The organism is Undibacterium paludis (assembly GCF_022568815.1).
GTDB lineage: Bacteria > Pseudomonadota > Gammaproteobacteria > Burkholderiales > Burkholderiaceae_D > Undibacterium.
In genome coordinates, this window is the sequence record NZ_JAKZHX010000001.1 from 666,470 (window position 1) to 691,394 (window position 24,925).

Annotated in this window: 21 protein-coding genes; 8 read left to right on the forward strand and 13 right to left on the reverse strand. The window is 52.7% G+C overall.

Annotated features, from left to right (window positions below; genetic code table 11):
* Nucleotides 1–29 precede the first annotated feature (29 nt).
* The 3 genes from LZ463_RS02990 to LZ463_RS03000 all read left to right on the forward strand — a co-directional run bounded on the left by LZ463_RS02990 (nucleotide 30) and on the right by LZ463_RS03000 (nucleotide 2,544).
* The gene (locus LZ463_RS02990; protein WP_241453703.1) at nucleotides 30–611 is read left to right on the forward strand and encodes a gamma carbonic anhydrase family protein; all 582 of its coding nucleotides are present in this window, start codon (nucleotides 30–32) and stop codon (nucleotides 609–611) included.
* 147 nt (nucleotides 612–758) lie between these two features.
* A complete protein-coding gene (locus LZ463_RS02995; protein WP_241453705.1) occupies nucleotides 759–1,934 on the forward strand; it encodes an HDOD domain-containing protein in 1,176 nt (391 codons plus the stop codon).
* A gap of 73 nt (nucleotides 1,935–2,007) precedes the next feature.
* A complete protein-coding gene (locus LZ463_RS03000; RefSeq protein WP_241453706.1) occupies nucleotides 2,008–2,544 on the forward strand; it encodes a DUF6985 domain-containing protein in 537 nt (178 codons plus the stop codon).
* Between the two features lie 46 nt (nucleotides 2,545–2,590).
* Here LZ463_RS03000 and LZ463_RS03005 read toward each other — a convergent pair whose 3' ends face one another.
* From LZ463_RS03005 to puuE, 6 genes are all read right to left on the reverse strand, one after another.
* On the reverse strand, nucleotides 2,591–3,073 hold the full coding sequence (locus tag LZ463_RS03005) for a NuoB/complex I 20 kDa subunit family protein (protein WP_277623921.1): 483 nt from the start codon (nucleotides 3,071–3,073) through the stop codon (nucleotides 2,591–2,593).
* A gap of 110 nt (nucleotides 3,074–3,183) precedes the next feature.
* Nucleotides 3,184–4,074, reverse strand: a complete 891-nt coding sequence (locus LZ463_RS03010; protein WP_241453707.1) for a CPBP family intramembrane glutamic endopeptidase — start codon at nucleotides 4,072–4,074, stop codon at nucleotides 3,184–3,186.
* Nucleotides 4,075–4,155: 81 nt separating this feature from the next.
* A complete protein-coding gene (locus tag LZ463_RS03015; RefSeq protein WP_241453708.1) occupies nucleotides 4,156–4,602 on the reverse strand; it encodes a carboxymuconolactone decarboxylase family protein in 447 nt (148 codons plus the stop codon).
* Between the two features lie 159 nt (nucleotides 4,603–4,761).
* Nucleotides 4,762–5,664 (reverse strand): RNA polymerase sigma factor SigJ, encoded by a 903-nt coding sequence (gene sigJ / locus LZ463_RS03020; RefSeq protein ID WP_241453711.1) that lies wholly within the window; start codon nucleotides 5,662–5,664, stop codon nucleotides 4,762–4,764.
* Between the two features lie 118 nt (nucleotides 5,665–5,782).
* Nucleotides 5,783–6,874, reverse strand: coding sequence for a porin (locus tag LZ463_RS03025; protein ID WP_489686079.1), 1,092 nt, complete (start codon nucleotides 6,872–6,874; stop codon nucleotides 5,783–5,785).
* A gap of 133 nt (nucleotides 6,875–7,007) precedes the next feature.
* Complete coding sequence (gene puuE / locus LZ463_RS03030) at nucleotides 7,008–7,967, reverse strand: allantoinase PuuE (RefSeq protein ID WP_241453715.1); 960 nt, start codon at nucleotides 7,965–7,967, stop codon at nucleotides 7,008–7,010.
* Nucleotides 7,968–8,265: 298 nt separating this feature from the next.
* On the opposite strand from puuE, the gene LZ463_RS03035 reads away from it, so the two are divergent.
* Entirely contained in the window at nucleotides 8,266–9,111 is an 846-nt protein-coding gene (locus LZ463_RS03035; protein WP_241453717.1) for a DUF817 domain-containing protein, read from the forward strand.
* Between the two features lie 181 nt (nucleotides 9,112–9,292).
* Here the strand turns inward: LZ463_RS03035 and LZ463_RS03040 are convergent, their stop codons facing one another.
* Nucleotides 9,293–10,144 carry a helix-turn-helix domain-containing protein gene (locus LZ463_RS03040; RefSeq protein WP_241453718.1) on the reverse strand — a complete coding sequence of 284 codons (852 nt, stop codon included), beginning with the start codon at nucleotides 10,142–10,144 and terminating at the stop codon, nucleotides 9,293–9,295.
* Nucleotides 10,145–10,296: 152 nt separating this feature from the next.
* Here LZ463_RS03040 and LZ463_RS03045 point away from each other — a divergent pair, with 152 nt between their 5' ends.
* Nucleotides 10,297–11,718, forward strand: a complete 1,422-nt coding sequence (locus tag LZ463_RS03045) for an amidase family protein (RefSeq protein ID WP_241453720.1) — start codon at nucleotides 10,297–10,299, stop codon at nucleotides 11,716–11,718.
* Here the strand turns inward: LZ463_RS03045 and LZ463_RS03050 are convergent.
* Nucleotides 11,696–12,178: a GNAT family N-acetyltransferase gene (locus tag LZ463_RS03050; RefSeq protein WP_241453721.1), complete on the reverse strand. Its 483-nt coding sequence runs from the start codon at nucleotides 12,176–12,178 to the stop codon at nucleotides 11,696–11,698. The genes LZ463_RS03045 and LZ463_RS03050 overlap by 23 nt on opposite strands.
* A 694-nt stretch (nucleotides 12,179–12,872) precedes the next feature.
* Between LZ463_RS03050 and LZ463_RS03055 the strand changes: the two genes are divergently transcribed.
* The 3 genes from LZ463_RS03055 (at nucleotide 12,873) to LZ463_RS03065 (ending at nucleotide 16,747) form a co-directional block, all read left to right on the forward strand.
* The gene (locus tag LZ463_RS03055; RefSeq protein WP_241453723.1) at nucleotides 12,873–14,747 is read left to right on the forward strand and encodes an erythromycin esterase family protein; all 1,875 of its coding nucleotides are present in this window, start codon (nucleotides 12,873–12,875) and stop codon (nucleotides 14,745–14,747) included.
* A gap of 165 nt (nucleotides 14,748–14,912) precedes the next feature.
* Nucleotides 14,913–16,109 (forward strand): M20 aminoacylase family protein, encoded by a 1,197-nt coding sequence (locus LZ463_RS03060; protein ID WP_241453725.1) that lies wholly within the window; start codon nucleotides 14,913–14,915, stop codon nucleotides 16,107–16,109.
* 59 nt (nucleotides 16,110–16,168) lie between these two features.
* Entirely contained in the window at nucleotides 16,169–16,747 is a 579-nt protein-coding gene (locus LZ463_RS03065) for an ATP-dependent Clp protease proteolytic subunit (protein ID WP_241453727.1), read from the forward strand.
* 74 nt (nucleotides 16,748–16,821) lie between these two features.
* Here the strand turns inward: LZ463_RS03065 and LZ463_RS03070 are convergent, their stop codons facing one another.
* The 5 genes from LZ463_RS03070 to LZ463_RS03090 all read right to left on the reverse strand — a co-directional run bounded on the left by LZ463_RS03070 (nucleotide 16,822) and on the right by LZ463_RS03090 (nucleotide 24,767).
* Nucleotides 16,822–18,558, reverse strand: a complete 1,737-nt coding sequence (locus LZ463_RS03070) for a methyl-accepting chemotaxis protein (RefSeq protein WP_277623922.1) — start codon at nucleotides 18,556–18,558, stop codon at nucleotides 16,822–16,824.
* Nucleotides 18,559–18,628: 70 nt separating this feature from the next.
* Nucleotides 18,629–20,344 (reverse strand): methyl-accepting chemotaxis protein, encoded by a 1,716-nt coding sequence (locus LZ463_RS03075; RefSeq protein WP_241453729.1) that lies wholly within the window; start codon nucleotides 20,342–20,344, stop codon nucleotides 18,629–18,631.
* A 229-nt stretch (nucleotides 20,345–20,573) separates the two neighbouring features.
* A complete protein-coding gene (locus LZ463_RS03080) occupies nucleotides 20,574–20,987 on the reverse strand; it encodes a type 2 periplasmic-binding domain-containing protein (RefSeq protein ID WP_241453731.1) in 414 nt (137 codons plus the stop codon).
* Nucleotides 20,988–20,998: 11 nt separating this feature from the next.
* Nucleotides 20,999–22,192 (reverse strand): hypothetical protein, encoded by a 1,194-nt coding sequence (locus LZ463_RS03085; RefSeq protein ID WP_241453732.1) that lies wholly within the window; start codon nucleotides 22,190–22,192, stop codon nucleotides 20,999–21,001.
* Between the two features lie 355 nt (nucleotides 22,193–22,547).
* Nucleotides 22,548–24,767 (reverse strand): TonB-dependent receptor, encoded by a 2,220-nt coding sequence (locus LZ463_RS03090; protein WP_241453734.1) that lies wholly within the window; start codon nucleotides 24,765–24,767, stop codon nucleotides 22,548–22,550.
* Nucleotides 24,768–24,925: the final 158 nt, after the last annotated feature.

Below are 24,925 nucleotides of genomic sequence, written 5' to 3' on the forward strand. Positions count from 1 at the left end.
TTTCTTAATCCTGTACGGGGGAAAGACGTATGGCTTTTATCGGTCCGGATGTCACACTTGATGAACCTGCCTATATTCATGATACGGCGCAGCTGTATGGCAAGATCAGTATCGCCAGGCATGCCTCAGTCTGGATCAACGTGGTCGCCCGGGCCGAGCATAAGGAGATCATCATCGGCCCCTATACCAACATCCAGGACTTCGTGATGCTGCATGTCGGTGAGCAAACTCCGACCATCATAGGCAGCCACTGCTCGATTACCCATCATTGCACCATCCATGGCTGCACCATAGGTGACAACTGCCTGATCGGTATCAACTCGACCATCATGGATGCTTGCGTGATAGGCAATAACTGCATCATCGCCGGACATACTTTCCTGAAAGAAGGTACGGTCATCCCCGACAATTCCATCGTCATGGGTACACCGGGCAAAGTAATACGGACGCAAAACAATTTTGTACGCAACCGTCTCAATGCCTATATGTATTACAGGAATGGCTTGGCCTATGCCAACGGAGAATACCGGGAATGGGCCAGAGCAGAATTTCCGGCAGAAGTGATGGCGGAAATTGCCAGGCTGAATGCCCAACTGGCGGGCGAAGAATGACAATTTAAGTTAAAAGCTGCCAGGTTTGTCGTCCCGAGCCAGACTTGGGATTGACACGCCCGCCACAAATATCCACACTTGAAGCAGGCGTTTGATTTCCATGCAAACCAGGCGTGACCAGATGCAGCTTGAATCGAAAGGGAAATCGTGGCGAATACCCTGAGCAAATTCTTCACCCGTCTGTTTGGTGCTGACGAGCGAGCTACGTCTGCATCCAGCCACGCCGTTGCGCAGGCAACAGTTTCGAAAGAGCAGGTAGCTGCGAGCAAACCAGCGCTGGCTGATGTTGAGACGACGCATGCTATTGCCACTGAAGCACCTCCCGCCCCTTCAGCCCCCGATACGCCGCTAGAAACTGACACAGTAGCCGTAGCCCTGAAATTGCAAGCCTGGAAACCTGCCCTGCCGGTAGAGAACCTGTATTTTGACTGGATCATGGGTTACCCCGGTGAAGGAGGTAATTTTGATACCGAACAAACCGTACTGCAAGCCTTGTACAAGCTGCTGGCGTCCGACCTCAATGATGCTGTCATCGTGCCGCGGGTACCCAGCGTCATCCCGCAATTACTGAACAGCCTGCGCAGCAAGACCATTTCTGCCGGGGAATTGTCACGCCAGATCGTCAGGGATGTCGTACTGGTCGGTGAAGTCATCAATACCGTCAACAGCGCCTTATACAATCCTGCGGACCGTATCAACAGCCTGGAAAAAGCCGTGATGGTCCTCGGTGAAGAAGGCTTGCGCCTGGTAATCGCCAAGGTGGCATTTCGCCCCATCATCAATCTCAATGCAGGTCAGTTCACCCGCCGTGCCGCACCGCATATCTGGAACCAGTCAGAAAAATGCGCGGTCGCCTGCCATACCCTGGCGCGTGGCATGGACCCTTTCCATGCCTTCCTGACCGGGTTGATGAAGAATGTGGGGCTGATCATCGCCTTCCGCCTGCTGGACCAGACTTGTGAGCAGGGCAAGTTCAAATACTCAGCTGCCTTCCAGCCCATTTTTTCTTCCGTAGCATCGACACTGTCTTACCGCATTGCCCAGCGCTGGGAATTCCCCGAGCATGTCATCATCGCACTGCAACAGCAGGCCGGTGGTCGCAAGGCCATAGACTGGAGTCCGCTGGGGCATCTGCTGCACACGGCAGACCTGATCAGCAAAATGCGCCTGCTGGTCAATCACGGACAACTGAACGGCACCGATAAAAAACTCAAAGTGGGTTTGAACCAGGATGAAGCCAGCTGCTTTGACCTGCTCAATGAAATCCAGCTCTACGACACCAGCGGTGTGCAACAGCATCCCCCCGAAGTTAAGACGGGATAAACGACCTGAATCCTGCCTTATGCCGGCTGACTATGGGACAATAGCGACTTGTGCGCCCACCATAGAGAACACCATGAATATTCCCGGACTTGGACCAGTAGAAAAAGATGAAGAAAGCGGCTGGTACATCAGTCAGCCCATTACCATTAATGCACTGAATCAACAGGCATGTGAATTCCTGGTTGAAGGCTATGACGAAGCCAGTGAAACAACCAGGGCCGCCTATCACCAGGCCATAGACAATTTCATCAGGCTGCAAACCAGCGCGCTGCAAGCGGCACAAGAAGCCATTTTTGCCTATTACCAGGACACCGCCAATTATCGCCGTTCTGAAAAAGCCGATGTGGTCAGCATTGGTAGCGCTGCCGATGTCTGGCAACACATACAGTTCGGTGACGAAGCCCTGGTATGCCGGCGTCAGAATGATGAGCAGACTGTCTACGTTTCCCTCGAATGTGAATGCGATTGGGAAGAAGAACAGGGTTTGCAGATCGTCTTCCGTCATGGGGCAGAAATCAGCAAGCTGGGGCCTTTTGATGATTTCATGAGCAATGCCGATGTCTTTGGCGAAGCCAGCCTGGATAAAGTCATTTATCAGAGCCGGGGTTGATCCTGCCCCTCGTCAGCCGCTTCGCACTGGACGCCGGTACGCGCCCCTAACGTTCTATCAATTTATTGGAACGGATTTTTCTCTGCAACTGGATGATGCCGTAGATCAGTGCTTCAGCAGTCGGCGGGCATCCGGGTATATACACATCCACTGGCACGATGCGGTCACAACCACGTACCACCGAGTACGAGTAATGATAGTAGCCGCCGCCATTGGCGCAAGAGCCCATGGAAATCACATAGCGTGGCTCTGCCATCTGGTCATAAATGCGGCGCAGGGCTGGTGCCATCTTGTTGGTCAGGGTACCAGCAACGATCATCAGGTCAGACTGCCTGGGGCTGGCGCGCGGTATCATGCCGAATCTTTCCATGTCATAGCGCGAAGCGGCGGCCTGTATCATCTCCACTGCACAGCAGGCCAGGCCAAAGGTCAGATACCACAGGCTATTGGTCTGTATCAGCCTGGTGACATCCTCCAGTCGCGTCAGTATGACGTTGTCTTCTTTGATGACTTCAAGTTCATCCATCATGGCTCCCTGCTTGTGTCAATAACAGGGGCAGTCTAGTGATACAGGCCCGTGCCTGCTTGTACCGGTACGACAAATTTGTACCGACACGTCACCCATAAAAAAAATAAATGTCAGACCAGTTTTGGATAGGTGAAGAAAACGAAGTGGCAAAGATTAAAACCAAAATGCGTCAGGATTGCCCACTCTATGCGTCTGGTCAGATGATACACATAGCCATAGCCCAGTCCGGCAACCGTTGCCAGGCCCGCATACAGAGGGCCACCACCCAGGTGTGCCATACCAAACAGCAGGGCCGATATCAGCAAGGCTAGGTAAGCCGCCAGCGGTTTGCTGCTGGACCGGTACAAGGCTTCTTGAATGAAGCCACGGAAGAAGGCTTCTTCAGCCACACAGGTCAGGAACAGGTTGACAGATAAAAACAACAGCGTCGCTTCCGGCAGTTTGGGGTCCAGCCGGAAAAATTGCAGGCCCAAACCAAGGGTAATCAGCACAACGATGGTAAGCGCCGCGGCAAAGGCAATGCGCTTGCCGTCAGCCAGGAATTCCCTGAGATTGGCAGCACGCTGGCAAAACAGGGTCAGCAGTAAAAATCCCACCATGCCCTTGTCAAAATTGGCATACAGGCTAAAGGCCTGGGCATCATTACTGAAGCGGACTTGATCAAGCAAAAGCGGATTATGGAAACCCGCTACCTTGTGCATGGCCAGGGCCAGCGCCAGGATCAGGGCAATGACACCGCAAGCGAGCCGCAGATAAAATTTGAGACTGCTTTTTGCACTGGCGAACAGCAATGCCCCCAGCACCAATAAGACCAGGGCAGCGACAGGGGTGATCAGCCCCAGCGCCAGGGCTGCTGCCATGGCAATCAGTGCCATACCAACGGCAGGTGTCAGTTTGCTCAATGCCCCGGTTTGCACAGGTACTGGCAACCAGACCATGGCAATGGCCGCAAACAACAGCAGGTAAGGCGATAATGTGGATATCGCGGGCAAATTAGTCATGGACGGGTAATCCTGTATCAGCTTAACTTTTTGAAAATAGCCCGCCCAGCATAAGCAGTTTTATGCAAATGTCAACATTTCTTAATTGCGCATGGCAAAGCTTTTACCGCAGGCGATGGCGACGCGATTCCAGGCATTCATGACGCCAATGACAAAAGCCAGCTCAACCAGTTCTTTTTCGCTGAAATGCCTGCGCAGTTCCTGCTGCAAATCATCGGACACATGCTGCGTGGCAACCTGGGTCAGCGCTTCACTCCAGGCCAGCGCTGCCCTCTCTGATTCACTATAACAAGGGGCTTCTCGCCAGCAAACCAGGCCATTGATACGCTGGAAGGCGATGCCCTGTTCCAGCAAATCATGGGCATGCTTGTCGACACAAAATGCGCAGCCGTTCACTTGAGAAATCCGCAAGAACACCAGGTCAATCAGCGTTACGCCCAGGCTGCTGCTCTGCAATACCGTGTTGACGCTGGCAAGTGCCTGATAAGCTTCTGGCGCCAGGCCAGGGAAATTCAATTTGAGTGTCATGTTAATGCTCCAAAGTGGGGTGAAAGAATGAGAAGTAGCGACAGCGCCTGTTGAAGACTTGCTGATGGCTCAGGTAACAGGGCCGGGCAAGATGGTTTCAACAGTCTGTGGCTACATTCATTAACAAGACGCTGGAGCAGGATGCTTTGTGACAGGTTTTCAAAAAGAATTTGAAGATGGGGCAACAATGCCCTGGTAAGCCTGCAGTTTTTCCGGGTTGCGTATGGTGTAGAGGTCAAGAATTTTTTCACCATCACTGACGATGGAAAAAGTCGCATCGAGCTTGCCGTCAATGAAACGCAGGAGGCCAGGCTCGCCATTGATCTGTGCTTCGACAAACTGCATGCGCTGTGCAAAATTCCTGGCGATGACGTGGTACAGGCGGGCGATGCGGTCTGCACCACGCAAGATGCGGTTGACCGAGGCAATCTTGCCGCCGCCGTCACCTATCATTTGTGCATCGTCGGCAAACAGGGCATGCAATTCTTTCAGGTCACCACTTTGTGCCGCCAGGGTGAAGCGTTGCAAGAGCCAGTGATGGTGCTCACGACTGACTGTAAAGCGTGGCCTGTCCTGCTGTACCCGCTCTTTTGCCCGGTGCACCAGCTGGCGACAGGCGGCTGCGGTCTTGTCAAGCATTGCTGCCACGTCCGGATAATCGACTTCAAACACCTGATGCAAGAGAAAGGCGGCGCGTTCTTCTGCACCCAGGCGCTCAAGCAGGGTCAAAAAGGCCATCGATACATCGCTGCTCAATTCGGCCAGCAATTCCGGGGTTTGCTCATCGACTTCTATCATCGGTTCCGGCAACCATGGTCCTTCATAGTTCTCACGCTCACGCTTGAGCAGGCGCAGCCTGTCCACGCACAGACGACTGCAGACTGTCACCAGCCAGGCCTGGGGTTCGCGTATATCCCGTATTTCTGTATCGCTGAGCGCGTGCCAGCGCAAATAGGTGTTCTGGACGATATCTTCGGCCTCGGCACGCGAAGACAGCATGCGATAGGCAATGCCAAACAGGCGTGGGCGATTATCGGTAAATATTTTTAGGTGCTTGGTCATGACAGCGTCCTGATGGAATCATGATGATAAGACGAAACAGCACCGCTGTTTGTGACAGACCAGGCGAAAAAAAACCGCATGTCGTAATAACATGCGGTTTTTCATCATGGAAACCCGGTCAGAATCGATGGCGTATGCCGGCAATCACGCTGGTTGCCCGGTCTGCCGTATTGATCTTGTCGCTCATCATTACGGCATATACATCCGTGCGCTTGGACAAATTGTAGTCGTAACCAGCAGACAGGGTGTCGCGCTTCAAATCATTATTTGCTGACAGCGTCCCGCTGCGTTTGGTATTGGCATAAGCAAGCAGGACATTGCCGCCGCCAGCCGGGATTTTTGCCCCAAGGCTGTAAATCTTGTCGTCCAGCTGTTTGGCAGACGCCGTGTCATTCTTGCTTGAGGTATAGGTGGCATACAGTTTGGCGGACGTCAGGTCATAGCTGGCGCCGACAAAATAAGCAGTCTGGCTATTGATGGAAGCAAAATTGACCGGTGCTGCCGTCGCATCCACGATGGCTGAGCCACCAAGCGGATTGGATACCTGCACTTTTTGGTAAAAGGCGCTCAGGGCCAGCGGACCATTAAAATACAGGGCATTCAGGCCGATATTGCGCGTACCGGTATCGCCGGCTTTTTCCCCAAACTGGTAATGAATATTGGCACTCAGGCCATCAAAATTCGGTGTGCTGTAGATGACTTCATTACTCCAGCCAGAATCACCGGCGGCCGAATTGGCCCAGGTACGTGAAGCAAAACCACCGGATGGCACATACCAGTGCAGCACCAGCGGCGACACATCAAAGGAATCACCAAAAGGATTGAAAATCACAACCGGCAAAAAGCTGGGGGCCAGATCACGACCTAGTGAGACGCGGCCAAAACTGCCGGACAGGGCCAGGTTGGCATCGCGTGAAAACAGCGTATCACCACCAAAACGACCGGACTCACCGGTATCAGGACGCAAGAAAGCCGTCAGGGCGAATTCGGCTTTCAGGCCGCCCCCCAGGTCTTCCACGCCTTTAAAACCAAACCACGATGTCGTCATGCCACCAGGCGTGATGGCCGCCGTACTGGCCTTGTCACCACTCATTTTGACTGAACCGACAGACAGATCAACCAGGCCTTGCACGGTCACACTTGATTGTGCCATCGCGCTGCCGGCCAGCAAGCAGGAAGTGACTGCGAAAACCAGGGTCTTCATTTGCATTTTCATTTTTTTCCTTCTCCAGGGTTAACAACAATTCATGCAGCGTGATTGCTCATCAAACTTTGTCAGCTCAATCCAGTATCAGGCGGGACATCGGTAAGCCCGGCCCTGTTCAATTCAGTCGCCAGCTTTTTTAAACGGATTTGTCTGCGGGATGTACCTGCATCCAGTGTTGCGCAATGTCGATACGGCGGCACACCCAGACCTTGTCATGTGACTGCACATAGTCAAGAAAGCGTTGCAAGGCACGAAAACGCCCAGGACGCCCCAGCAAGCGGCAATGCATGCCGATGGACAGCATTTTTGGTGCATTGTCACCGGCGGGATCGCCCTCGGCATACAGGACATCGAAACTGTCTTTCAGGTAGTCAAAGAAGTGCTCACCGGTATTGAAGCCCTGCGGCGTAGCAAAACGCATGTCATTGCTGTCCAGCGTATAAGGCACGACCAGGTGCGGTTTTTGCTGGCCGTCACCGGTAGTCACTCTGGTCCAGAACGGCAGGTCGTCGCCATAATAATCGGCATCATAGGCAAAGCCGCCATGTTCGACCACCAGCTTGCGGGTGTTTGGTGAATCGCGGCCGGTATACCAGCCCAGTGGCGCCTTGCCTGTCATCTCGCGCAGGATTTGCACGGCTTCTTGCATGTGCGCACGTTCGGTCGCTTCGTCCATACCCTGGTAATGTATCCAGCGCAGGCCGTGGCAGGCGATTTCATGACCGAGTTCGCCAAAGGCCTGGGTCAGTTCGGGATGTCTTTGCAAGGCCATGGCAACGCCAAAGACCGTCAGCGGCAACTGACGTTTTTCAAATTCGCGCAAAATGCGCCAGACCCCGGCACGCGAGCCATATTCATAAATCGATTCCATCGACATATGGCGCGCTTCATAGGCGGCAGCACCCACGATCTCAGACAAAAACTGCTCGGATGCGCGGTCACCATGCAAGACACAGTTTTCACCGCCCTCTTCATAATTCAGGACAAACTGTACGGCTATCCTGGCCTGTTGCGGCCATTGTGCATGCGGGACATGGCGGCCATAGCCGATCAGGTCGCGCGGGTAATTGTTGTATTCGGGTCGCTGCTGACTCATTACGGGATTCTCCGGGTCATGACTGAAGGGACTTCACTGCCATCCAGTCTTGATGTTTTGTGTTTGCCTGCTCATGCAATTGATATGCCAGTCATTGCACAAGCATATTGTTTTAAACGATTAGCCACGATTGTCGGCAATTTTCTGGCAATACATATACTGTTTTCAGTATATGTTCTATCAAGCACAAAATAGACCTCAATGCGCTTTTTCTCTGTAACAATGCAACCATCCGTCTTTGTGCCCACCTACCTTGGTCTGTGGACATGAGCCGGGCTGGCTTTGCTACAATGCGGCCATGCCTCTACAATCCATAGACCAGTTTCTGCTGCAACCGCCCCGACCAGCCAGGCTGGAGGGTTTTCAACGTTTCTTGCTGGAGTTCTGGTATTTCGGCATCAAGGAAGCGCGTTCCTGCCTGTTCGTCGGTCTGTTCTTTGCATCGATACTGGCGGTGCCCAAAAGCGGCCTGCTCGGCCTGCCACGCTATGATGTACTGTTCCTGATCGCCGTCCTGATCCAGGGCGGCATGGCGTGGAGCAAGCTCGAAACCATGGATGAACTCAAGGCGGTCACCCTGTTCCACATGGTAGGTTTTGCACTGGAAGTGTTCAAGGTGTCAGGCAACATACAGTCCTGGGCTTATCCTGAATTTGGCTATACCAAACTGTGGGGTGTTCCCCTGTTTAGCGGCTTCATGTATGCCAGTATAGGCAGCTACATCATCCAGGCCTGGCGCCTGTTTGACTTGCGCATACGCCACCATCCGCCTTACTGGATGGCAGGTCTGATAGGTGTACTGATCTACCTGAATTTTTTCACCCACCATTACATCGGTGACTACCGCTGGTACCTGGCGGCTTGCGCGCTTGGCCTGTATGCCCGTTCCAGCGTGGTGTTTCGCCCACTGGACCGTGACCGTAGCATGCCCCTGTTGCTGTCGTTCGTGCTAATAGGATTTTTTATCTGGCTGGCAGAAAACATGGGAACCTTCTTTGGCATCTGGCGCTATCCGAATCAGCTCGGCGCCTGGTCTACCGTGCATCTGGGCAAATGGAGTTCATGGTCTTTGCTGGTCATCATGACCTTTACCATTGTCGCCCACCTCAAGCATATCAAGCGGCATATCCATATAGCTGAGTAAATTAACAACTATCAGGGCAAAAAAATAGCCCGCTGAATTCGCGGGCTTAAATCCAAACCTTAGGAGGTGTTGGAGGAGACAGATGCAACTTTAATGCAGCGCAACATATTTGTATGCTTTATTCTTCAAATATCAGGTATACAGAATATGAATATCTAACCCATGTTCTATCCCATGTGATTCACGCCAGTAACTGCCGATACTGGCTGGGGTTAATACCAGTCGCCTGCTTCCAGCTATGATCCAGATGCGCCGCATCATAAAACCCGGCCGCATGGGCAATACCTGTCAATGAATTCTCGCCTCGCCTGATTGCCGCGCTAACCAGGTTCAGGCGTATGGCCATGCGTAAACCGGCGAAACCCAGACCAGCCTGGTGCAGGGCGCGCTGCAGGCTGCGGCTGCTGCAGGCAAGTTTTTTGGCGCTTGCTGGCAAGTCTGCCCAGGGTTCTTCATACAGGTACAGGCATACATCGCGCAAAGCCTGCTCTTGTAAGCCAAGCCGGTCAAGATTTTCCAGTAAATGACGATCAGAGCGTTCCGCTGCCAGCGCATTCTTTGTCTGTAGATAGTCAAGGCAGGCAGCCATGACTTGCTCTCGCAGGCCTTCCGTGGCATGGCCGCTGATATCCAGCCCCTGTCGCGAGGGGTTGGTTTGCTGCGCAGCATCGTCGCGGGTATTGTCGTTGGTATCATTGCTGCACAGCCGGGTACTCACACCCAACGGCGCCAATTGATTATAACCGTTCCAGCGCAGTGTGAATTGTGCCGGCCCGGTGGCAGTCTGCATCAGATCAGCCACGGCGTTGGCATCAAGATCACCCAATATGCTCATTTGCCTTTGCATGCGGTCATCGCCGAGCCTGTATGCTTGCGGTTGCGCTGCCTGTCGCAGATAAGATTCATGACTGAGCATGCCATGTACAGTCGCCCTGACCGACCAGGCGAACAGGGCCCTGGCATCATCGCCTGGATAGCTGAGCGCGCTGGCCAGCAAATGGTAACTGAGGCGGGTATGTTGCCTGTGCTGCATGAATGAACTCTTTCTGCTTTTTTGACTATGATGACCAGCGAACTGGCAATATTGCATCTTTAGCATAAATTTTGCCAGGGCGGTTTTTTACAAGCCAGACGATGCAGGCAGCAGTCACAATGCAAGTCCCTATTTTTTCCAGGACAGCTCAGATGCAACCAGAAACATGCCTGCCCCTGCATGACGTCGACGCAAGCGCACAGGCGGCACTGATACAAAGCGGACAAATCAGCGCCACAGAATTGCTGGAAGCCAGCATAGCGCAGATAGAGGCAAGCAATGCGCAGCTCAACGCCATCGTCACTCCCATGTTTGAGCAGGCGCGCCAACAGGCCAGAGGCAAGCTGATACCTGGCCCGTTTTCCGGTGTGCCATATGCCATCAAGGACCTGGTTGATGTGCAGGGCGTACGCCGCAGTTCCGGCTCACGGCTGCTGAGCAGTCATGTCAGCGACAGCGATGCCGCCATCGTCAGTCAAACCAGGGCAGCCGGCCTGATCTTGCTGGGGAAGACCAATACGCCAGAATTTGCACTGAATGCGACCACCGAAGCAGTCTTGTCAGGACCGGCGCGCAATCCCTGGAATAGGGCGCATTCTGCCGGTGGCTCATCCGGTGGTGCAGCAGTAGCGGTAGCCTCAGGCATGCTGGCTTTTGCCCATGCCTGCGACGGCGGCGGATCGATACGCATACCAGCGTCTTGCTGCGGCCTGTTTGGTCTTAAGCCCAGCCGTGGCCGTATGCAAGGTTCCGGCATGGGAGACAGTGGTGTTGAACATTGCCTGAGCCGCAGTGTGCGCGACAGCGCCCGCCTGTTTGCCTGGAATCAACGGCATGATGCAGATGCGCCATGGCCAGCAATCAGACTGCCCGTTTCAGCAAGTCAGCATCGTCTGAAAATTGCATTTGCTCTCAATGGCATGGCAGGTACCGCGCCAACGGAGGTCGTCGGCACGGCAGTGACAGCAACTGCGCGCTTATGTGCAGCGCTGGGCCATCATGTGGAAACAGTGCAGTTACCGGTCAATGGCGAGCTTTTCTTCCGGCATTTCAAATGGGCCTGGAGTCATAGCGCACAGCGGGCATTTGATATGGCAAGAGAGATGGGCAAAGACCCTGAACAGGAACTGGAAGCCTGGACCAATTACCTGGCCGCCCATGCGCGAGCGGCTGCACCTGAAGCAGCCGGTCTGGCTACTGCCTATTTTTCCAGGGTGGCACAGGACTTTGCCGGTTTTTTTGAAGACTACGATGTCTTGCTGAGTCCGGTGACCAGCATGCCTGCTCCCAGACTCGGCTACTTTGATACCGGCCTGCCCGGTGAAGTATTGTGGGAAAGATTGCAGCACTACGCTGCCTACACGCCCATGCATAATATTGCCGGCACGCCAGCCATGTCCGTACCACTGGGCATGAGCCATGAAGGACTTCCCATAGGCAGCCAGTTTGCTGCCCGTGCTGGCGATGAACAGACCCTGTTCGAACTGGCGTTTGAACTGGAACAGGCACAGGCCTGGTCACACCTGCGCCCGCCTCCGCCTGAATACAAAATCAGTCCAGCAGCTTCGCCATAATAAAGTCGTCGATGTACTCAGCTTCACCACTGCGTTTATAAAACTGGCGCAAGCGACCTTCTATCTCAAAACCCAGGCGCTGGTAAAACGCCAGACCGCGTGGATTATCGGATTCCACAATCAACTCCACACGGCGCACGCCGGTCTGCCGTAATTCTGCAATGACCACGGCCAGCATGGCCTGGGCTACGCCTTTTCCCTGATAGCGGGGCGCGACAGCCAGTGTACCGAGCTGGGCAACATGGGCAGCACGGCCTGTGAAGCGTGTCACCTTGTAAAATCCCGCGACCTCGTCCTCCTGCAGATAGACGAAGAAAGAACAACTGGCCAGCAAATCCTCAAAAATCACTGAAAACTGCTCCAGTGACATGGCGTCGTAACCAAGAAAGCGCAGCACTGCCTCATCCATATAAATGGTGAACACGGCATGCAAATCATCAGGGATAGCCAGTCTGTACATTAAGTATATTTATCCTGAGTCGTGGCAGGTTTTCGCTATGGTCAGCGCAGGATGAGCATTATATCAAGATGATGGGTCCAGTCTTGCCTGGTAAAACCGGGGATTTGCCAGGGAAACAGGCAAAAGACGGGCAAAAAAATAGCCCGCTGAATTCGCGGGCTTAAATCCAAACCTTAGGAGGTGTTGGAGGAGACAGGTATAACTATATCGCAGCGCAACAAATTCACCAAGATCTATTTTTGCATATCAATCATTCATAAATCAGATATCAAGGCATCAGGATTATTTCCCTACGGAATAGAAAATGTGTGGAGCATACGATTGCTACAGGGGATAGTAAATAATCAAAAAAAAACCCGCGACCTTGCGGTTGCGGGTTAAATCCAAACCTTAGGAGGTGTTGGAGGAGACAGGTGTTACTTTATCGCACCGCAACAAATAAGTCTTCTTTATTTTTGGTATACCAGTCATCACTCTTGTGAATAGCTTTATTGAGGTCAAGCTGTGGTCATCAGCGTTTCACTTCTCTTTACCCCATAAGCACAGGAACTTGCAATACAATCAACTGTCTATTACCACGCTACCCATCCAACCATGGACCTGAGTACTCCCAAGTCTGTCCCCACAACCATTTATAGCCATGATGTCACTTGTCGCGTGTACCGTTAGCAATATCAACCATCCCTCTTTTTCAATGGGTTCAGCAACAAGGCGTTTCTTGCCTGGTGGTTTGCTCACCCTCGCTTGCTTGCTGACAGGTGCTGCATGCGCCAAAGATCTGCCTATAGGCAATCCAGGCTTTGAAGAATGGCGTGCGGGTAAAAATGTACCCGAATCCTGGAATCTCATGACGGCAGTCCACACTCTGGACGCTGATTGCCAGGTTGCCAGAGAGGGCAAGTGCTCTCTCAGACTGGCCAGTAATCCGCAAACCCCGGTGGGAGGCATGACGACCCTGGCGCAAACCCTGGTCGCCAGCACTGTCGGCGGCCACCCCTTACATTTGTCCGGCTGGATCAAGACACGTGATGTTGTCGGCAAAGCAGTCCTGCTAATGCAGGTGGACAGCAAGGTCAAAACCGCCGTCGCCGAAGCCATACTGGGCAAGGATGCGCCTGATGGCAGCAAGGATTGGCGGCGTTTTGACATCCAGGTGCCGGTTGCCGCAAATGCCAGGTCTGTGCATATAGGCCTGGGTCTGATAGGCAACGGTACGGCCTGGTTTGATGATGTGAAACTCGATATTGATGAAAGCGTCAAAATCGCTGATATTGCCGAAGTGCGCCCTGCGCCCAGGCCACAGAAATCCAGCGTGCTGGCGGACGATAACACACTGGCTTTGCCACCGGGCCTGATACCGGATATCAAACCTGAATGGAAAACCGGTGTACGGCAAGATGCCCGTCACCTGCGTTCTTTATTCAGCGAAGACTTTAGCGACCTGCAATTCCTCAAACCACTGCTAAAAGGAAAACGGCTGGTACAACTCGGTGAAAGCGGTCACGGTTATGCAGAATTCAACTGGATGAAAGTGCGTCTGATCAAGTTTTTGCATCAGGAAATGGGCTTTGATGTCATTGCCATGGAATCATCCATGTCCACCTGTGATGCCGTGGACAAGGAAATAGTTAAATCCAGTGCAGCCGAGGCCATGCGTAATTGCCTATTTGCCACCATAGGCACCGATGAAACTGCAGACCTGTTCTCTTACATAAAACAAAGCAAGGGAAACAGCGGGGCAAGACACCCCCTGATACTGGCAGGTTTTGACAACCAGAGCTCCAGCGCCATATCAACTGCTGTCATCACGGCACGCTTCAAATCCCTGCTGAGCCAGATTGACAGTCCCCTGGTGACAGAAATAGACGGCATGGAGCAGGAGTTACAGCTATTATTCACTCCCAAACAGGACGCTACACTGTCCGGACGTCTGGCCGCACGCTATCGTCTGGTAGCAGAAACCCTCGCCAGTAACAGGGAAAAACTGCTGACCCTGGGCAAAACCGGGCAGGCAGAAGTGGATATGAGCCTGCAGGAAGCCTGGTCACGTGTTGCCTACTGCGAAATGCAGCCCTATCCCTATCCACAGAAACAGGGAACAGAAATCCGCGACAAGGCAATGGCGGATAACCTGAATATCTTGCTTGACCGCATCTACCCCGACAAAAAAATCATTGTCTGGGCACACAATACCCATATCGCCCATCACTGGAACCAGCAGGACGCTGCCAGGACTACAGGTGTCTGGATGGCAGAAAAACGTCGCCAGGACATCTATACCATAGGCATGTACATGGGGCGCGGCGTCACCGGTATCTATGGCAGGGATAGCTACAGTGCGATAGCTGCTCCCGAAACAGACAGCCTGGAAGCCATTCTGGCCAACGCCGGCAAAAAGTGGAGTTTCATTGATTTTTCACAGGCAAAACCCGGGCCGGCGCATGACTGGATGTTCAAGCCCATCAATGCCCGTTACTGGGGAAGCAGCAACGAACAAATCATCCCGGCCAGGGCGTATGATGCAGTTATCTACATTGATGAGGTAACACCATCTGCCTATCCTGGGTAGGCAAGACGGGCATCTCCCGGGAGTCGCACCAGGACGGGCTACCGTCTTTGATAGAATCTGGTATCTTTCTCTCTATGAAGGAGGTTTTCTGGCAGCGCCGGAAAACCTCCCATCAATAATAATGCAGACATGCAAGCAGCAGCCAGCATGCAAACGGAGAACATAATGAAACTGATAGATCCCATCGTGCAGTTCCAGGCTGAAATCCAGCAAATCCGGCGCGACATCCATGCGCATCCTGAATTATGCTTTGAAGAACACCGCACCTCTGAAGTCGTCGCTAAAAAACTGGAAGCCTGGGGCATCCCCATCATCCGCGGCTTTGGCGGCACCGGCATCATCGGCGTACTGAAAAACGGCACGAGCGAGCGCGCCATAGGCCTGCGTGCCGACATGGATGCCCTGCCCATGCAGGAGATCAATACCTTTGCCCATACCTCAAAACATGATGGCAAGATGCATGCCTGCGGCCATGACGGCCATACGGCAATGTTGCTCGGTGCGGCGCATTACCTGTCGCAATACAAGGAATTCGATGGCACAGTCTACCTGATCTTCCAGCCGGCAGAAGAAGGCGGTGGCGGCGCCAGACGCATGATAGAAGACGGCATGTTCGAACAATACCCCATGGAGGCAGTATTCGGCATGCATAACTGGCCCGGTGTGGCGGTCGGGACTTTTGGCGTCACCCCCGGCCCGATGATGGCTTCATCGAATGAATTTGAAGTCGTTGTCAGGGGCAAAGGCGCCCATGCCGCACAGCCACACAAGGGCATAGACCCGATTATCGTGGCCATACAGATGGCTCAGAGCTGGCAAACCATCGTCAGCCGTAACGCCAGCCCGCTGGAGTCTGCCGTGCTGTCCGTGACACAAATCCATTCTGGCAGCGCCACCAACGTAATTCCTGACGAGGCAACGCTGATAGGAACGGTGCGCGCCTTCAGTACGGAAATGATAGACCTGATAGAAAGACGCATGCAAACCATCGCTGAACATACGGCAGCGGCGTTTGACGCCCAGGTTGATTTTCGCTTCAAGCGCAATTATCCGCCACTGATCAATCATGCCAAAGAAACAGCATTTGCCACTGAAGTCATGCGCAGCGTGGTTGGCGATGAAAACGTTGATGCCCAGGTTGAACCTACCATGGGCGCAGAAGATTTTTCTTTCATGCTGCAGGCCAGGCCAGGCTGCTACGTCTTCATCGGTAATGGTGATGGTGCCCATCGTGACTTCGGTCATGGCCTGGGCCCTTGCAATTTACACAACCCCAGTTACGACTTCAATGATGATTTGCTGCCAATAGGTGCAACTTATTGGGTCAGACTGGCAGAAGCCTACTTGAAAAAATCGACTTGAGCAGCCATCTTGGCTGCCTCAACCCCTAGTTTGTAAACCCGCTCAGACAGAAGACTTCCATGGCCGACGAAAAAGACAATAACGAAACGCAACGCAGCCCTTTCCTTGAAGAAAAGGCCTTCAAATCCCGCACCGTAATGGTATTTGGCACCATCAATGACAAGCTGGCTGCCGATATCAGCAAACGCCTGATCGCCTTGTCGGCCGAGTCAAAAGACCCGATTACCGTGATGGTGTCATCCCCCGGTGGCCATGTGGAATCGGGCGATGTCATCCATGATGTCATCAAGTTCATTGATGCACCGGTCAATATGGTGGGGACAGGCTGGGTAGGCAGTGCTGCCGTCACCGTTTTCCTGGCTGTGCCGAAAGAGCGCCGTGTCTGCCTGCCCAATACCCGCTTCCTGATCCATCAGCCCAGCGGCGGTTTTGGTGGCCAAGCCAGTGATATCGCCATTCAGGCACGCGAAATCGTCAAGATCCGTGAACGTATTGCCGCCCTGATCGCACACGAATCCGGTCAACCTCTGGAAAAAATTGCGGCAGATATCGACCGCGACTATTGGATGAGTGCTACCGAAGCCAAGGAATATGGGCTGATATCACGCATCATCGTCAAACAGGGCGAACTGTCGTAAATCATACCGTTTGGATCACATGAAGCTAGCCTGCTGTTTTTGACGAGCAGCAGGCCAGTTTTGTTGAAGCAAACTTAAAACTCTTCCCAGTCATCAGCAGCACCGGCGTTGACCGGCTCTTTCCTGACCGGGGCAGTTTTTACCTGACTCGTTCTGGCCACAGCCGGCCTGGGCAAAGCTTTGGTTTTAGACTTGTTGCCGGCCACTGTCGTTGTCGGTTTCACCGGGCCTGAAGGTTTTGCGCCGGCAACCTGCTGGCCCTGATCCAGTTTGAATACGCTGACTATGCGGCTCAGGTTTTGCGCCTGGTTTTGCAGGGCGCCAGCGGCGGCAGCGGCTTCTTCCACAAGGGCGGCATTTTGCTGCGTCATCTGGTCCATCTGTGTCACAGCTGTATTGATCTGTTCAATCCCACTGCTTTGCTCTGTACCGGCAGCGGTAATTTCGCTGATGATATCGCTGACCCGCTTGACGCTGTCCACGACTTCTTTCATGGTGGCGCCAGCCTGGTCAACCAGGCGCGTACCCTGCCCTACCTTGTCGACAGAATCGTTAATCAGTTCCTTGATTTCCTTGGCTGCGCTGGCAGAACGCTGGGCCAGATTACGTACTTCTGATGCCACCACGGCAAACCCCCTGCCCTGTTCGCCGGCACGGGCGGCCTCGACGGCAGCATTCAAGGCCAGGATGTTGGTCTGGAAAGCGATGCCATCAATCACGGCAATGATATCGACAATCTTCTTGGATGACTCATTGATGGACCCCATGGTATCGACCACCTGCGACACCACGTCGCCACCTTTCTGCGCCACCGCTGAAGCTGAATGCGAGAGCTGGTTGGCCTGGCGGGCATTATCACTATTATGCTTGATGGTAGAAGTGATTTCTTCCATTGACGAGGCTGTCTCTTCCAGTGAACTGGCCTGGTTTTCAGTGCGGTTGGACAAATCCAGATTGCCTTTGGCAATCTCGGTGGCGGCAGTGGTGATTTCATCGGTACCCTGGCGCACCTGGCTGACAACTTGCAACAGGCTCTGATTCATCTCTTTCAATGCCTGTAGCAGCAGGCCTGTCTCATCACGGGTTTGCACATCAATATTGCTGGTCAGGTCGCCCGAAGCCACCGTCTGCGCCAGCTTGACGGCATCCTGCAAGGGACGGGAAACGATACGGGCAATCGCATAGGCCAGTGCCAAGCCGAGCAGGATACTGGTGACCAGTACAACAATGATCAGGCTACGTGAAGCCTCGTATGACTCTGTGCCTTTCTTGTATGCATCCACACCACCATCGACATTGGTTTTCACCATCTTGTCGACCAGGCCGCGCACCTTGGTGTTGAGTTTGGAAGAATCCGTACGCATCAACTCCATGGCTTCCTTGTTGTTGCCTTCACGGGCCAGGGCTGCCATTTTGTCGGATATCTGCAAATACTCCGTCATCGATTTCATGTAGTCATCGAACTGCTTTTTCTCTTCCGGGTCTGCCACGAGGCGCGCATATTCAGCTTCATTTTCCTTCAGTCCGGTGACGGCTTCCTTGGTGCGGCCGATATATTTTTCCACTTCCTCCTTGTTTTCAGCCGACACCATTTGCGCCTCTTGCGAGCGTATTCTTGACACGCGCTCCTTGATACCCATGGCTGCATTGACGCTGGGCATCCAGTTGGTGCCCAGTTCATAGGCATTCTGGTTGACCTTGGCCAGCATCACGATGGAAAACACGCCAAGAAATATCGTCAATGCCAGCAGGAAGCCAAAACCGACAAACAGCTTGGCTGAAATCTTCAGGTTATAGAACATCTTCATCATGCTTCCTTTGGAATAGATGAACAAAATTCAAGGACAGATGGAATGCAGGTGAGCAAGTCCCTGTCCCTGACTAAAACTCTTCCCAGTCGTCGCCAGCTTTCACTGTTTCTCTTTGCTTCGGCAAGGCTTTGACTGTAGCAGCCTTGTTTGCATTACCAGCAAGGCGGGCCGGTCTGGTAACTGCTTTATTGTCTGATCTACTGGCAACAACCGGCTTGCTCTGTGCTGCCTGCCCCTGCTCCAGTTTGAATACGCCAACCACGCGGCTCAGGTTGGCCGCCTGCTCCTGCAAGGCGCCAGCCGCGGCTGCGGCTTCTTCGACGAGCGCGGCATTTTGCTGTGTTACCTGGTCCATCTGTATGATGGCATTATTGATCTGGTCTATGCCTGAACTTTGTTCTGCACCTGCTGCGGTAATTTCACTGATGATGTCACTGACCCGTTTGACACTCTCCACCACTTCTTGCATGGTGACTCCAGCCTGATCGACCAGTCGGGTTCCCAGATCCACTTTTTCCACAGAGTCGTTGATGAGTGCCTTGATTTCCTTTGCGGCACTGGCAGAGCGTTGAGCCAGGTTACGCACCTCTGAAGCCACCACGGCAAATCCCCTGCCCTGCTCACCTGCGCGAGCCGCCTCGACAGCGGCATTCAATGCCAGGATATTGGTCTGGAAAGCGATGCCATCAATCACGGCAATGATGTCGACAATCTTTTTCGAAGATTCATTGATGGAGCCCATGGTATCCACGACTTGCGATACGACACTGCCCCCTTTTTGCGCCACCGTAGAAGCAGAATGCGAGAGCTGGTTCGCCTGACGGGCATTGTCACTATTCTGTTTGACGGTAGAGGTCAGTTCTTCCATGGAAGAAGCTGTTTCTTCCAGTGAACCGGCCTGGCTCTCGGTGCGCGCCGACAAATCCATATTGCCATTGGCGATTTCTGTTGAAGCAGTAGCAATCAAGTCAGTACCGGTACGCACTTCACTGACCACGGATAAAAGACTGGCATTCATTTCCTTCAACGCCTGCAGCAACTCGCCTGTCTCATCCCTGGTTTTAACTTCTATATTGCTGGTCAGGTCGCCCGATGCAACAGTTTTTGCGACTTTGACGGCCTCCTGTATGGGTCTGGCGACGACTTTTGCTATCCAGTAGGCCAACAGCAAGCCAAGCGCGGTGGTGACAACAATCAGGCCCAGTATCAGCGTCCTTGAATTTGCATAGATTTTCTCGCCCGTATGATATTCGGCGACGCCACCATCTGCGTTCACCTGCACCATCTTGTCAGCCAGTGCCAGCATGTCTGCATTCAATTTGGACGAGTCCCCGCGCAGGGTGGCCTTGGCTTCTTCGACATTGCCTGCAACTGCCTGTTCAGTCAGTTTCTTGCTCTCTACAGCATATTTTTCCCAGACTTTGCTGTACTCCGCAAAATAGGTTTTTTCTTCAGGTGTACTGATGAGCTTTACATAATCTTCTTCATATTTTTTCAGCTCGGCGGCATAGTCTTTCCAGCGCTGAGTGTACTTTTTGATACTGGCCTCGTCACCGGCGGAAAGCACGATCTGCATTTCCTGGGTGCGCAGGCGTGAAATTCTTTCCTTGATACCCATGGCAGCATTCACGCTGGGCATCCAGTTGGTGCCCAATTCCAGTGCAGTCTGGTTAACGCGAGACAACTGGAACACAGAAAAGCCACCGAGAAATATGGTCAGAATCAGCAGCAAAACAAAGCCAACATATAGTTTGGCAGATATCCTCAAGTCATAAAACAATTTCATGGCAAGTCCTTTTGGTAAAAGAACGACACAATTGCAAAGCTCAGGAAACAGCGGAGGGATGATATGAATATATACTTCGTTTTAGACGGCATTGTTGCAAACTGCAAATTTCACGAAGGTAATTTGCAGTTTGTCTTCAAAAAGTAACAAGGGCAAACTATCAAAGATAGTTGCAAAAGAAAAAAGCCGCATTGCGGCTTTTTTCAGGGCAACAATAAAGTTGCGCTCATCAAGGCAGAACAGTCACGACTTTTACTGTTGAGTCCACAGCTGAACGCTCTATGTAACCTATGCCAGTAGGGTTGGCGGCCACCGCCTTTTTCACCTCGGCATTGTTATGCATTTCTTTTGGCGCCGTACCTTTACCGGTGAAAACCAGCTTGGACCAGATGGTCTTTACTTCAGACATGTCCTTGTCTGCTACCTTTTTATAGAACTCGGCACGGATGGGTGAATTCTCTGGCAAATCGACGGGGGTAAACATGGCAGATTTGCCAAGAAAAAATTGCGACGCCTGTGCTGCCGTCATGGCGGTGGCAGGATTGGAAGGATTGACCACCACCACCAGTTCGGCGGCACATGCCACGGATGTCGCTGACATGACGGCTATCGCAATCAATAACTGTGTTAAATGCTTATTCATCGCGCCTCCCATCAGAATACAAAATCAACTGCTGCTGCAAATACGGTAACCGGGCCTTTGAAACCAGGTTTGGCGTTGATGAAAACACCGGGTCCGTTCTCTGGCGACATTCTGTCGAGCTGCAGTTTCAGGGCAGCCGATTTATGGAAATCCCAGCGCACACCTACGCTGTTACTGGTTTGTATCGGTGAAGCTGATGCCAGTCCGTTTGCGCCCAGAGTATAGGGCAGCAAGGGGCCAGATGTCGGCAGGCCGGCGACAGTGCGCGGGCTGTCCTGCGTTGCTGATGCATGGACAAAATACGGCAGGAAACTGCCGGTACGGTAACCAAACATGGTGTACCAGGAAGTCGTGTCAGCGATCGACAGGCTGGCTGAAGAACGCTTGCCGTATTCTGCCTGAACGACAAAGTTCTTCCAGTCCACGCCCAGACCGACCGAAGTGAACGAAGCCTTGGTGTCATTGACGGCAATGGCGTTCGCTGCCGAAGCAAAACCAAACTTGTTCAGGCCGCTTACCAGGGTATTCAGATTGGTAGAATTATCGACTGTCACCTTGGCGTCGACACGTCCGAAACGGAAAGTGAAGGGGCCGTTTTCCGCAACAATATTGACGCTTGATACGTTCTTGAATTTGGCTGTAAAACCGCCGCGATTATCGGCATCGGTAACGCCATAGGTTACCTGCGCAGTCACGGCCGTATCGCCAAAATTGGTCTGGTACAGGGCATCGATGCCGTCCAGGCTTTCCAGTGTCACCTGCGTGTACATTTCTACCGGCGGACGTATCATGGTGTTGGCATAACCAACATTGCGGTAGTCAGAAATCATATAGACCGGCAAACCGACGCGACCCAGGCGCAGGTTCAGGTTGTCATTGACCTTGGCTTTGGCAAACGCCCAGGCCAGTTCTGCACCAAAATTGTCCGTCACATTTTTTCGCACCAGACCCTGGCCTGTGAAAGACAGCCAGTCATTCATTTTTGCCGTCACCTGTATGCCGAAATTGGAATCGACCCCGGTTTTGGCAGAACTGGTTACACCAGCCAACTGATTGGGGCGGGCAAATTCTGCGTCGGAAGAATTGCTGCGAGTGAGGGCAGCGGTACCAAATCCGCTGATAGTGACATTGGACGTGTCATCAGCCCAGGCAGCAGATACTGCGGATGTCATCGCCAATAAAGCGATAAAAGGCGTTAATTTCATGCTATCTCCTTGAAAGTTTCTTCATTGTAACTTTTAACGAATGGCAGGAATTTAGACTGTTTCTTCGAGGAAATTATTTAATATGTTGCCTCAATGAATATTTCCTATTGGTAATTTTGCACGGGTGACTTAAGCTCTCCTAGGAGATGCTTATCAGAAACAAAATCTTTGACCAGCCTTTTCAAGTTAGGTCATGGTCAGGCTGACAAGCAGGCCAGTTCACCATTTCTTGCACTTTCCGTGGCGAAATCCCCACAATCTTGTTCGCCTAAAAACAAAAAATGGCAAGCCTTTACAGCCTGCCATCACCAAATCAGTGCAAGTCTTTTATTAATTCACATCTGCAGACCCATACCTAGAAATCTGCGCTGACAGACAGGTTCCAGCTACGTGCCGGCACAAAGGTATATTGATCAAACTGCACGCCCTTACTATTGGTGGAAATCGAGGTGACATCCTGTTTGTCGAACACATTATTGATACCTCCCTGGATTTTCAGGTTCTTCAGCAGCCAGGCATCTGTCTTGAGGCGATAGCCGATGGTGAAATCGGTCGTCGTGTAGGCAGCGATCTTGTAGGCAGCCGGTTCACCGTCCTTGGCATACTGGCTACCGGTGGTTTTTGCGATCAGCGAGCCATACAAACCATTGGCCTTGTACAAGACGCCGAATGCAGAAGTCGACTCTGGCGCCTTGGCTACCTGCAAACCAGTATCTTTCGCCTTGGCGCTGTTCAGCGAAGCATTCGCATGCAGCGAGAAACCACTGCCAAGATAGTAGGTAATGGCGCCTTCCAACCCCTTGTACACAACACCACCCTGGTTGTAGTACACGAGATCATTACCGTTACCGGTCGAAGCAATCTTGTTGTTGAAATCGATGTAGTAAAAATCAGCATCAAATGTCAACTGATTCGACTGGTGAACCACACCCAGTTGATAGTTGGTGGAAGTCTGTGGTTTTGCCGAGCTTTGGCCTGGATTATTCACATAAAACAGCGACAGGTCCGGCGCCAGGAAACCCCTGGCAATTTGTGCATAGGCAGACCATTCCTTGTTGATGCTGTAATTCGCCGTCAGGAAAGGCAGGGTCGTTGTATAGGTCTGCTCGGTCGTGGTCGGGATACGCGTGGTCTGATTGACCTTGGCATCGAGCGAGCGCTGGAAGCTCACGTATTTCAAGCCGGGTGTAATGGTCAGCTCAGGCGAAGCAGCCCATTCAAATTCTGCAAATGGCTGATACTGCTTCCAGTTTGAGCCCTGGTCGTAAGACACATTCTTTGGCGCAGTCGATTCTTTGGGATTGGGCAAACCCAGGGTCCAGTCCAGGTCATAGGTGTGGCGATTGGTATTGGCGTTTTCCATCCAGATACCCAGGCGCAGCAAGCCTGCATCAAGACGATTGCTGGCCTTCAGTATATCGCCATTGACACGGTAGGCATTGAGCTTGTTATAACCGGGCACATTCAGGTTGCCGGCGACACCGGCCTTGGTGCCGTTTGCTGTCGCGCCGCTGGCGTCCTGACCTGAGTAAGTATCATTGGTATAGGAATAGGTGTACAGGGTATTGTCGATATCCCAGCCTGCCAGCCTCGATTGCAGGCGTATATAGTCAAAATCCGTGTTCTTGTTATTGTAGTTGTAGCCAAAATAGTTCTGGCTGGAACGGTCATTATTGAGCGCATAGTTTTTGCCGAACTGTGCCACCTGGCTCAAAGTTACGCCACCTTTGTCCGGTGTATAGCTGGTGATCTTGTTAAAAGTGGAGAACACCGTCAAGGTGGTGTCTTTACCCAGGCTGCGCTGCAATTTGAACTGGTAATTGTCTTCAGTCACCGCGCTGTATGTCAGGTAGCCATCCGTGGTCAGGCGTGAGCCATTGAACATGAAACGGGTATCGCCAAAATGCGCCGCCGTGCCGCTGTCTATCTGCACACCGGTCATCCTGGTATTCCAGGAACCAAATGTCGCGTAGGGCGTGAAATGAAAGTCCTGTGACAATTCCTTGGAAAACAGATTGACGGAACCGCCAAAGGTCGCCTGACCCAGGTTGCTGGCATTGCCAGGACCACGTTCTATCACCATGCCGCCGATGATGCGAGCCGGGAAATACGACGTCGAGTGATGAGTAGGATTATTGGTATCGCCAAAAGGAATACCGTCATAGGTAATATTGTATTCCCCGTCCTGGAAACCACGCAGTGTCACCTTGGTTTCAGCCAACCCGGGGCCATTTGGCGAGACACCACCGCCCACGCCGGGAGCAATCCTGGCCACGGCATTGAAGTCTGCCAGCGGCGTCACAGACTGTTCGATAAAGGTGGCCGTAATGATGGACTGCGGCTGTGTCGCCTTCAATGAAGCCTGCACAGGTGCACGGTTGCCAACTGCCGAGCCGGTAATGACGACGCGCGATTTGATCGCTTCTGCATCCAGCGCAGATGGCGACTCTGCCGGTGCTTCGGATACAGGAGCAGTCTGTGCACGAGCCTGCTGTTGCGCCATGCATGCCATGGCCAATAAGACCTGGGCTGTCATTACCTGTACGGAAAATTGTGCTTGCTTGCGGTTCATCATCTGCCTTCCAGTGAGCTTGGTGGGTATAAAGCCCGCAAGTTTATGAAGCAGATATGACGTCCAGATGTAGGGAAGATGACCGCTGAGTGACACGACAACAAAAAACGGGGCAATGATTGCCCCGTTGCATGGTTTTAACAAAATTTAATTTTTCAGCT

Bases quoted from the DNA above. Each gene is read 5' to 3' on its own strand.
- LZ463_RS03055 (WP_241453723.1), top strand. From the start codon at position 12,873: ATGGGTTCAGCAACAAGGCGTTTCTTGCCTGGTGGTTTGCTCACCCTC.
- puuE (WP_241453715.1), bottom strand. From the start codon at position 7,967: ATGAGTCAGCAGCGACCCGAATACAACAATTACCCGCGCGACCTGATC.
- sigJ (WP_241453711.1), bottom strand. From the start codon at position 5,664: ATGACCAAGCACCTAAAAATATTTACCGATAATCGCCCACGCCTGTTT.
- LZ463_RS03045 (WP_241453720.1), top strand. From the start codon at position 10,297: ATGCAACCAGAAACATGCCTGCCCCTGCATGACGTCGACGCAAGCGCA.
- LZ463_RS03000 (WP_241453706.1), top strand. From the start codon at position 2,008: ATGAATATTCCCGGACTTGGACCAGTAGAAAAAGATGAAGAAAGCGGC.
- LZ463_RS03070 (WP_277623922.1), bottom strand. From the start codon at position 18,558: ATGATGAAGATGTTCTATAACCTGAAGATTTCAGCCAAGCTGTTTGTC.
- LZ463_RS03090 (WP_241453734.1), bottom strand. From the start codon at position 24,767: ATGATGAACCGCAAGCAAGCACAATTTTCCGTACAGGTAATGACAGCC.
- LZ463_RS03060 (WP_241453725.1), top strand. From the start codon at position 14,913: ATGAAACTGATAGATCCCATCGTGCAGTTCCAGGCTGAAATCCAGCAA.
- LZ463_RS02990 (WP_241453703.1), top strand. From the start codon at position 30: ATGGCTTTTATCGGTCCGGATGTCACACTTGATGAACCTGCCTATATT.
- LZ463_RS03015 (WP_241453708.1), bottom strand. From the start codon at position 4,602: ATGACACTCAAATTGAATTTCCCTGGCCTGGCGCCAGAAGCTTATCAG.
- LZ463_RS03040 (WP_241453718.1), bottom strand. From the start codon at position 10,144: ATGCAGCACAGGCAACATACCCGCCTCAGTTACCATTTGCTGGCCAGC.
- LZ463_RS03010 (WP_241453707.1), bottom strand. From the start codon at position 4,074: ATGACTAATTTGCCCGCGATATCCACATTATCGCCTTACCTGCTGTTG.
- LZ463_RS03005 (WP_277623921.1), bottom strand. From the start codon at position 3,073: ATGATGGATGAACTTGAAGTCATCAAAGAAGACAACGTCATACTGACG.
- LZ463_RS03085 (WP_241453732.1), bottom strand. From the start codon at position 22,192: ATGAAATTAACGCCTTTTATCGCTTTATTGGCGATGACATCCGCAGTA.
- LZ463_RS03080 (WP_241453731.1), bottom strand. From the start codon at position 20,987: ATGAATAAGCATTTAACACAGTTATTGATTGCGATAGCCGTCATGTCA.
- LZ463_RS03035 (WP_241453717.1), top strand. From the start codon at position 8,266: ATGCCTCTACAATCCATAGACCAGTTTCTGCTGCAACCGCCCCGACCA.
- LZ463_RS03065 (WP_241453727.1), top strand. From the start codon at position 16,169: ATGGCCGACGAAAAAGACAATAACGAAACGCAACGCAGCCCTTTCCTT.
- LZ463_RS03025 (WP_489686079.1), bottom strand. From the start codon at position 6,874: ATGCAAATGAAGACCCTGGTTTTCGCAGTCACTTCCTGCTTGCTGGCC.
- LZ463_RS03075 (WP_241453729.1), bottom strand. From the start codon at position 20,344: ATGAAATTGTTTTATGACTTGAGGATATCTGCCAAACTATATGTTGGC.
- LZ463_RS03050 (WP_241453721.1), bottom strand. From the start codon at position 12,178: ATGTACAGACTGGCTATCCCTGATGATTTGCATGCCGTGTTCACCATT.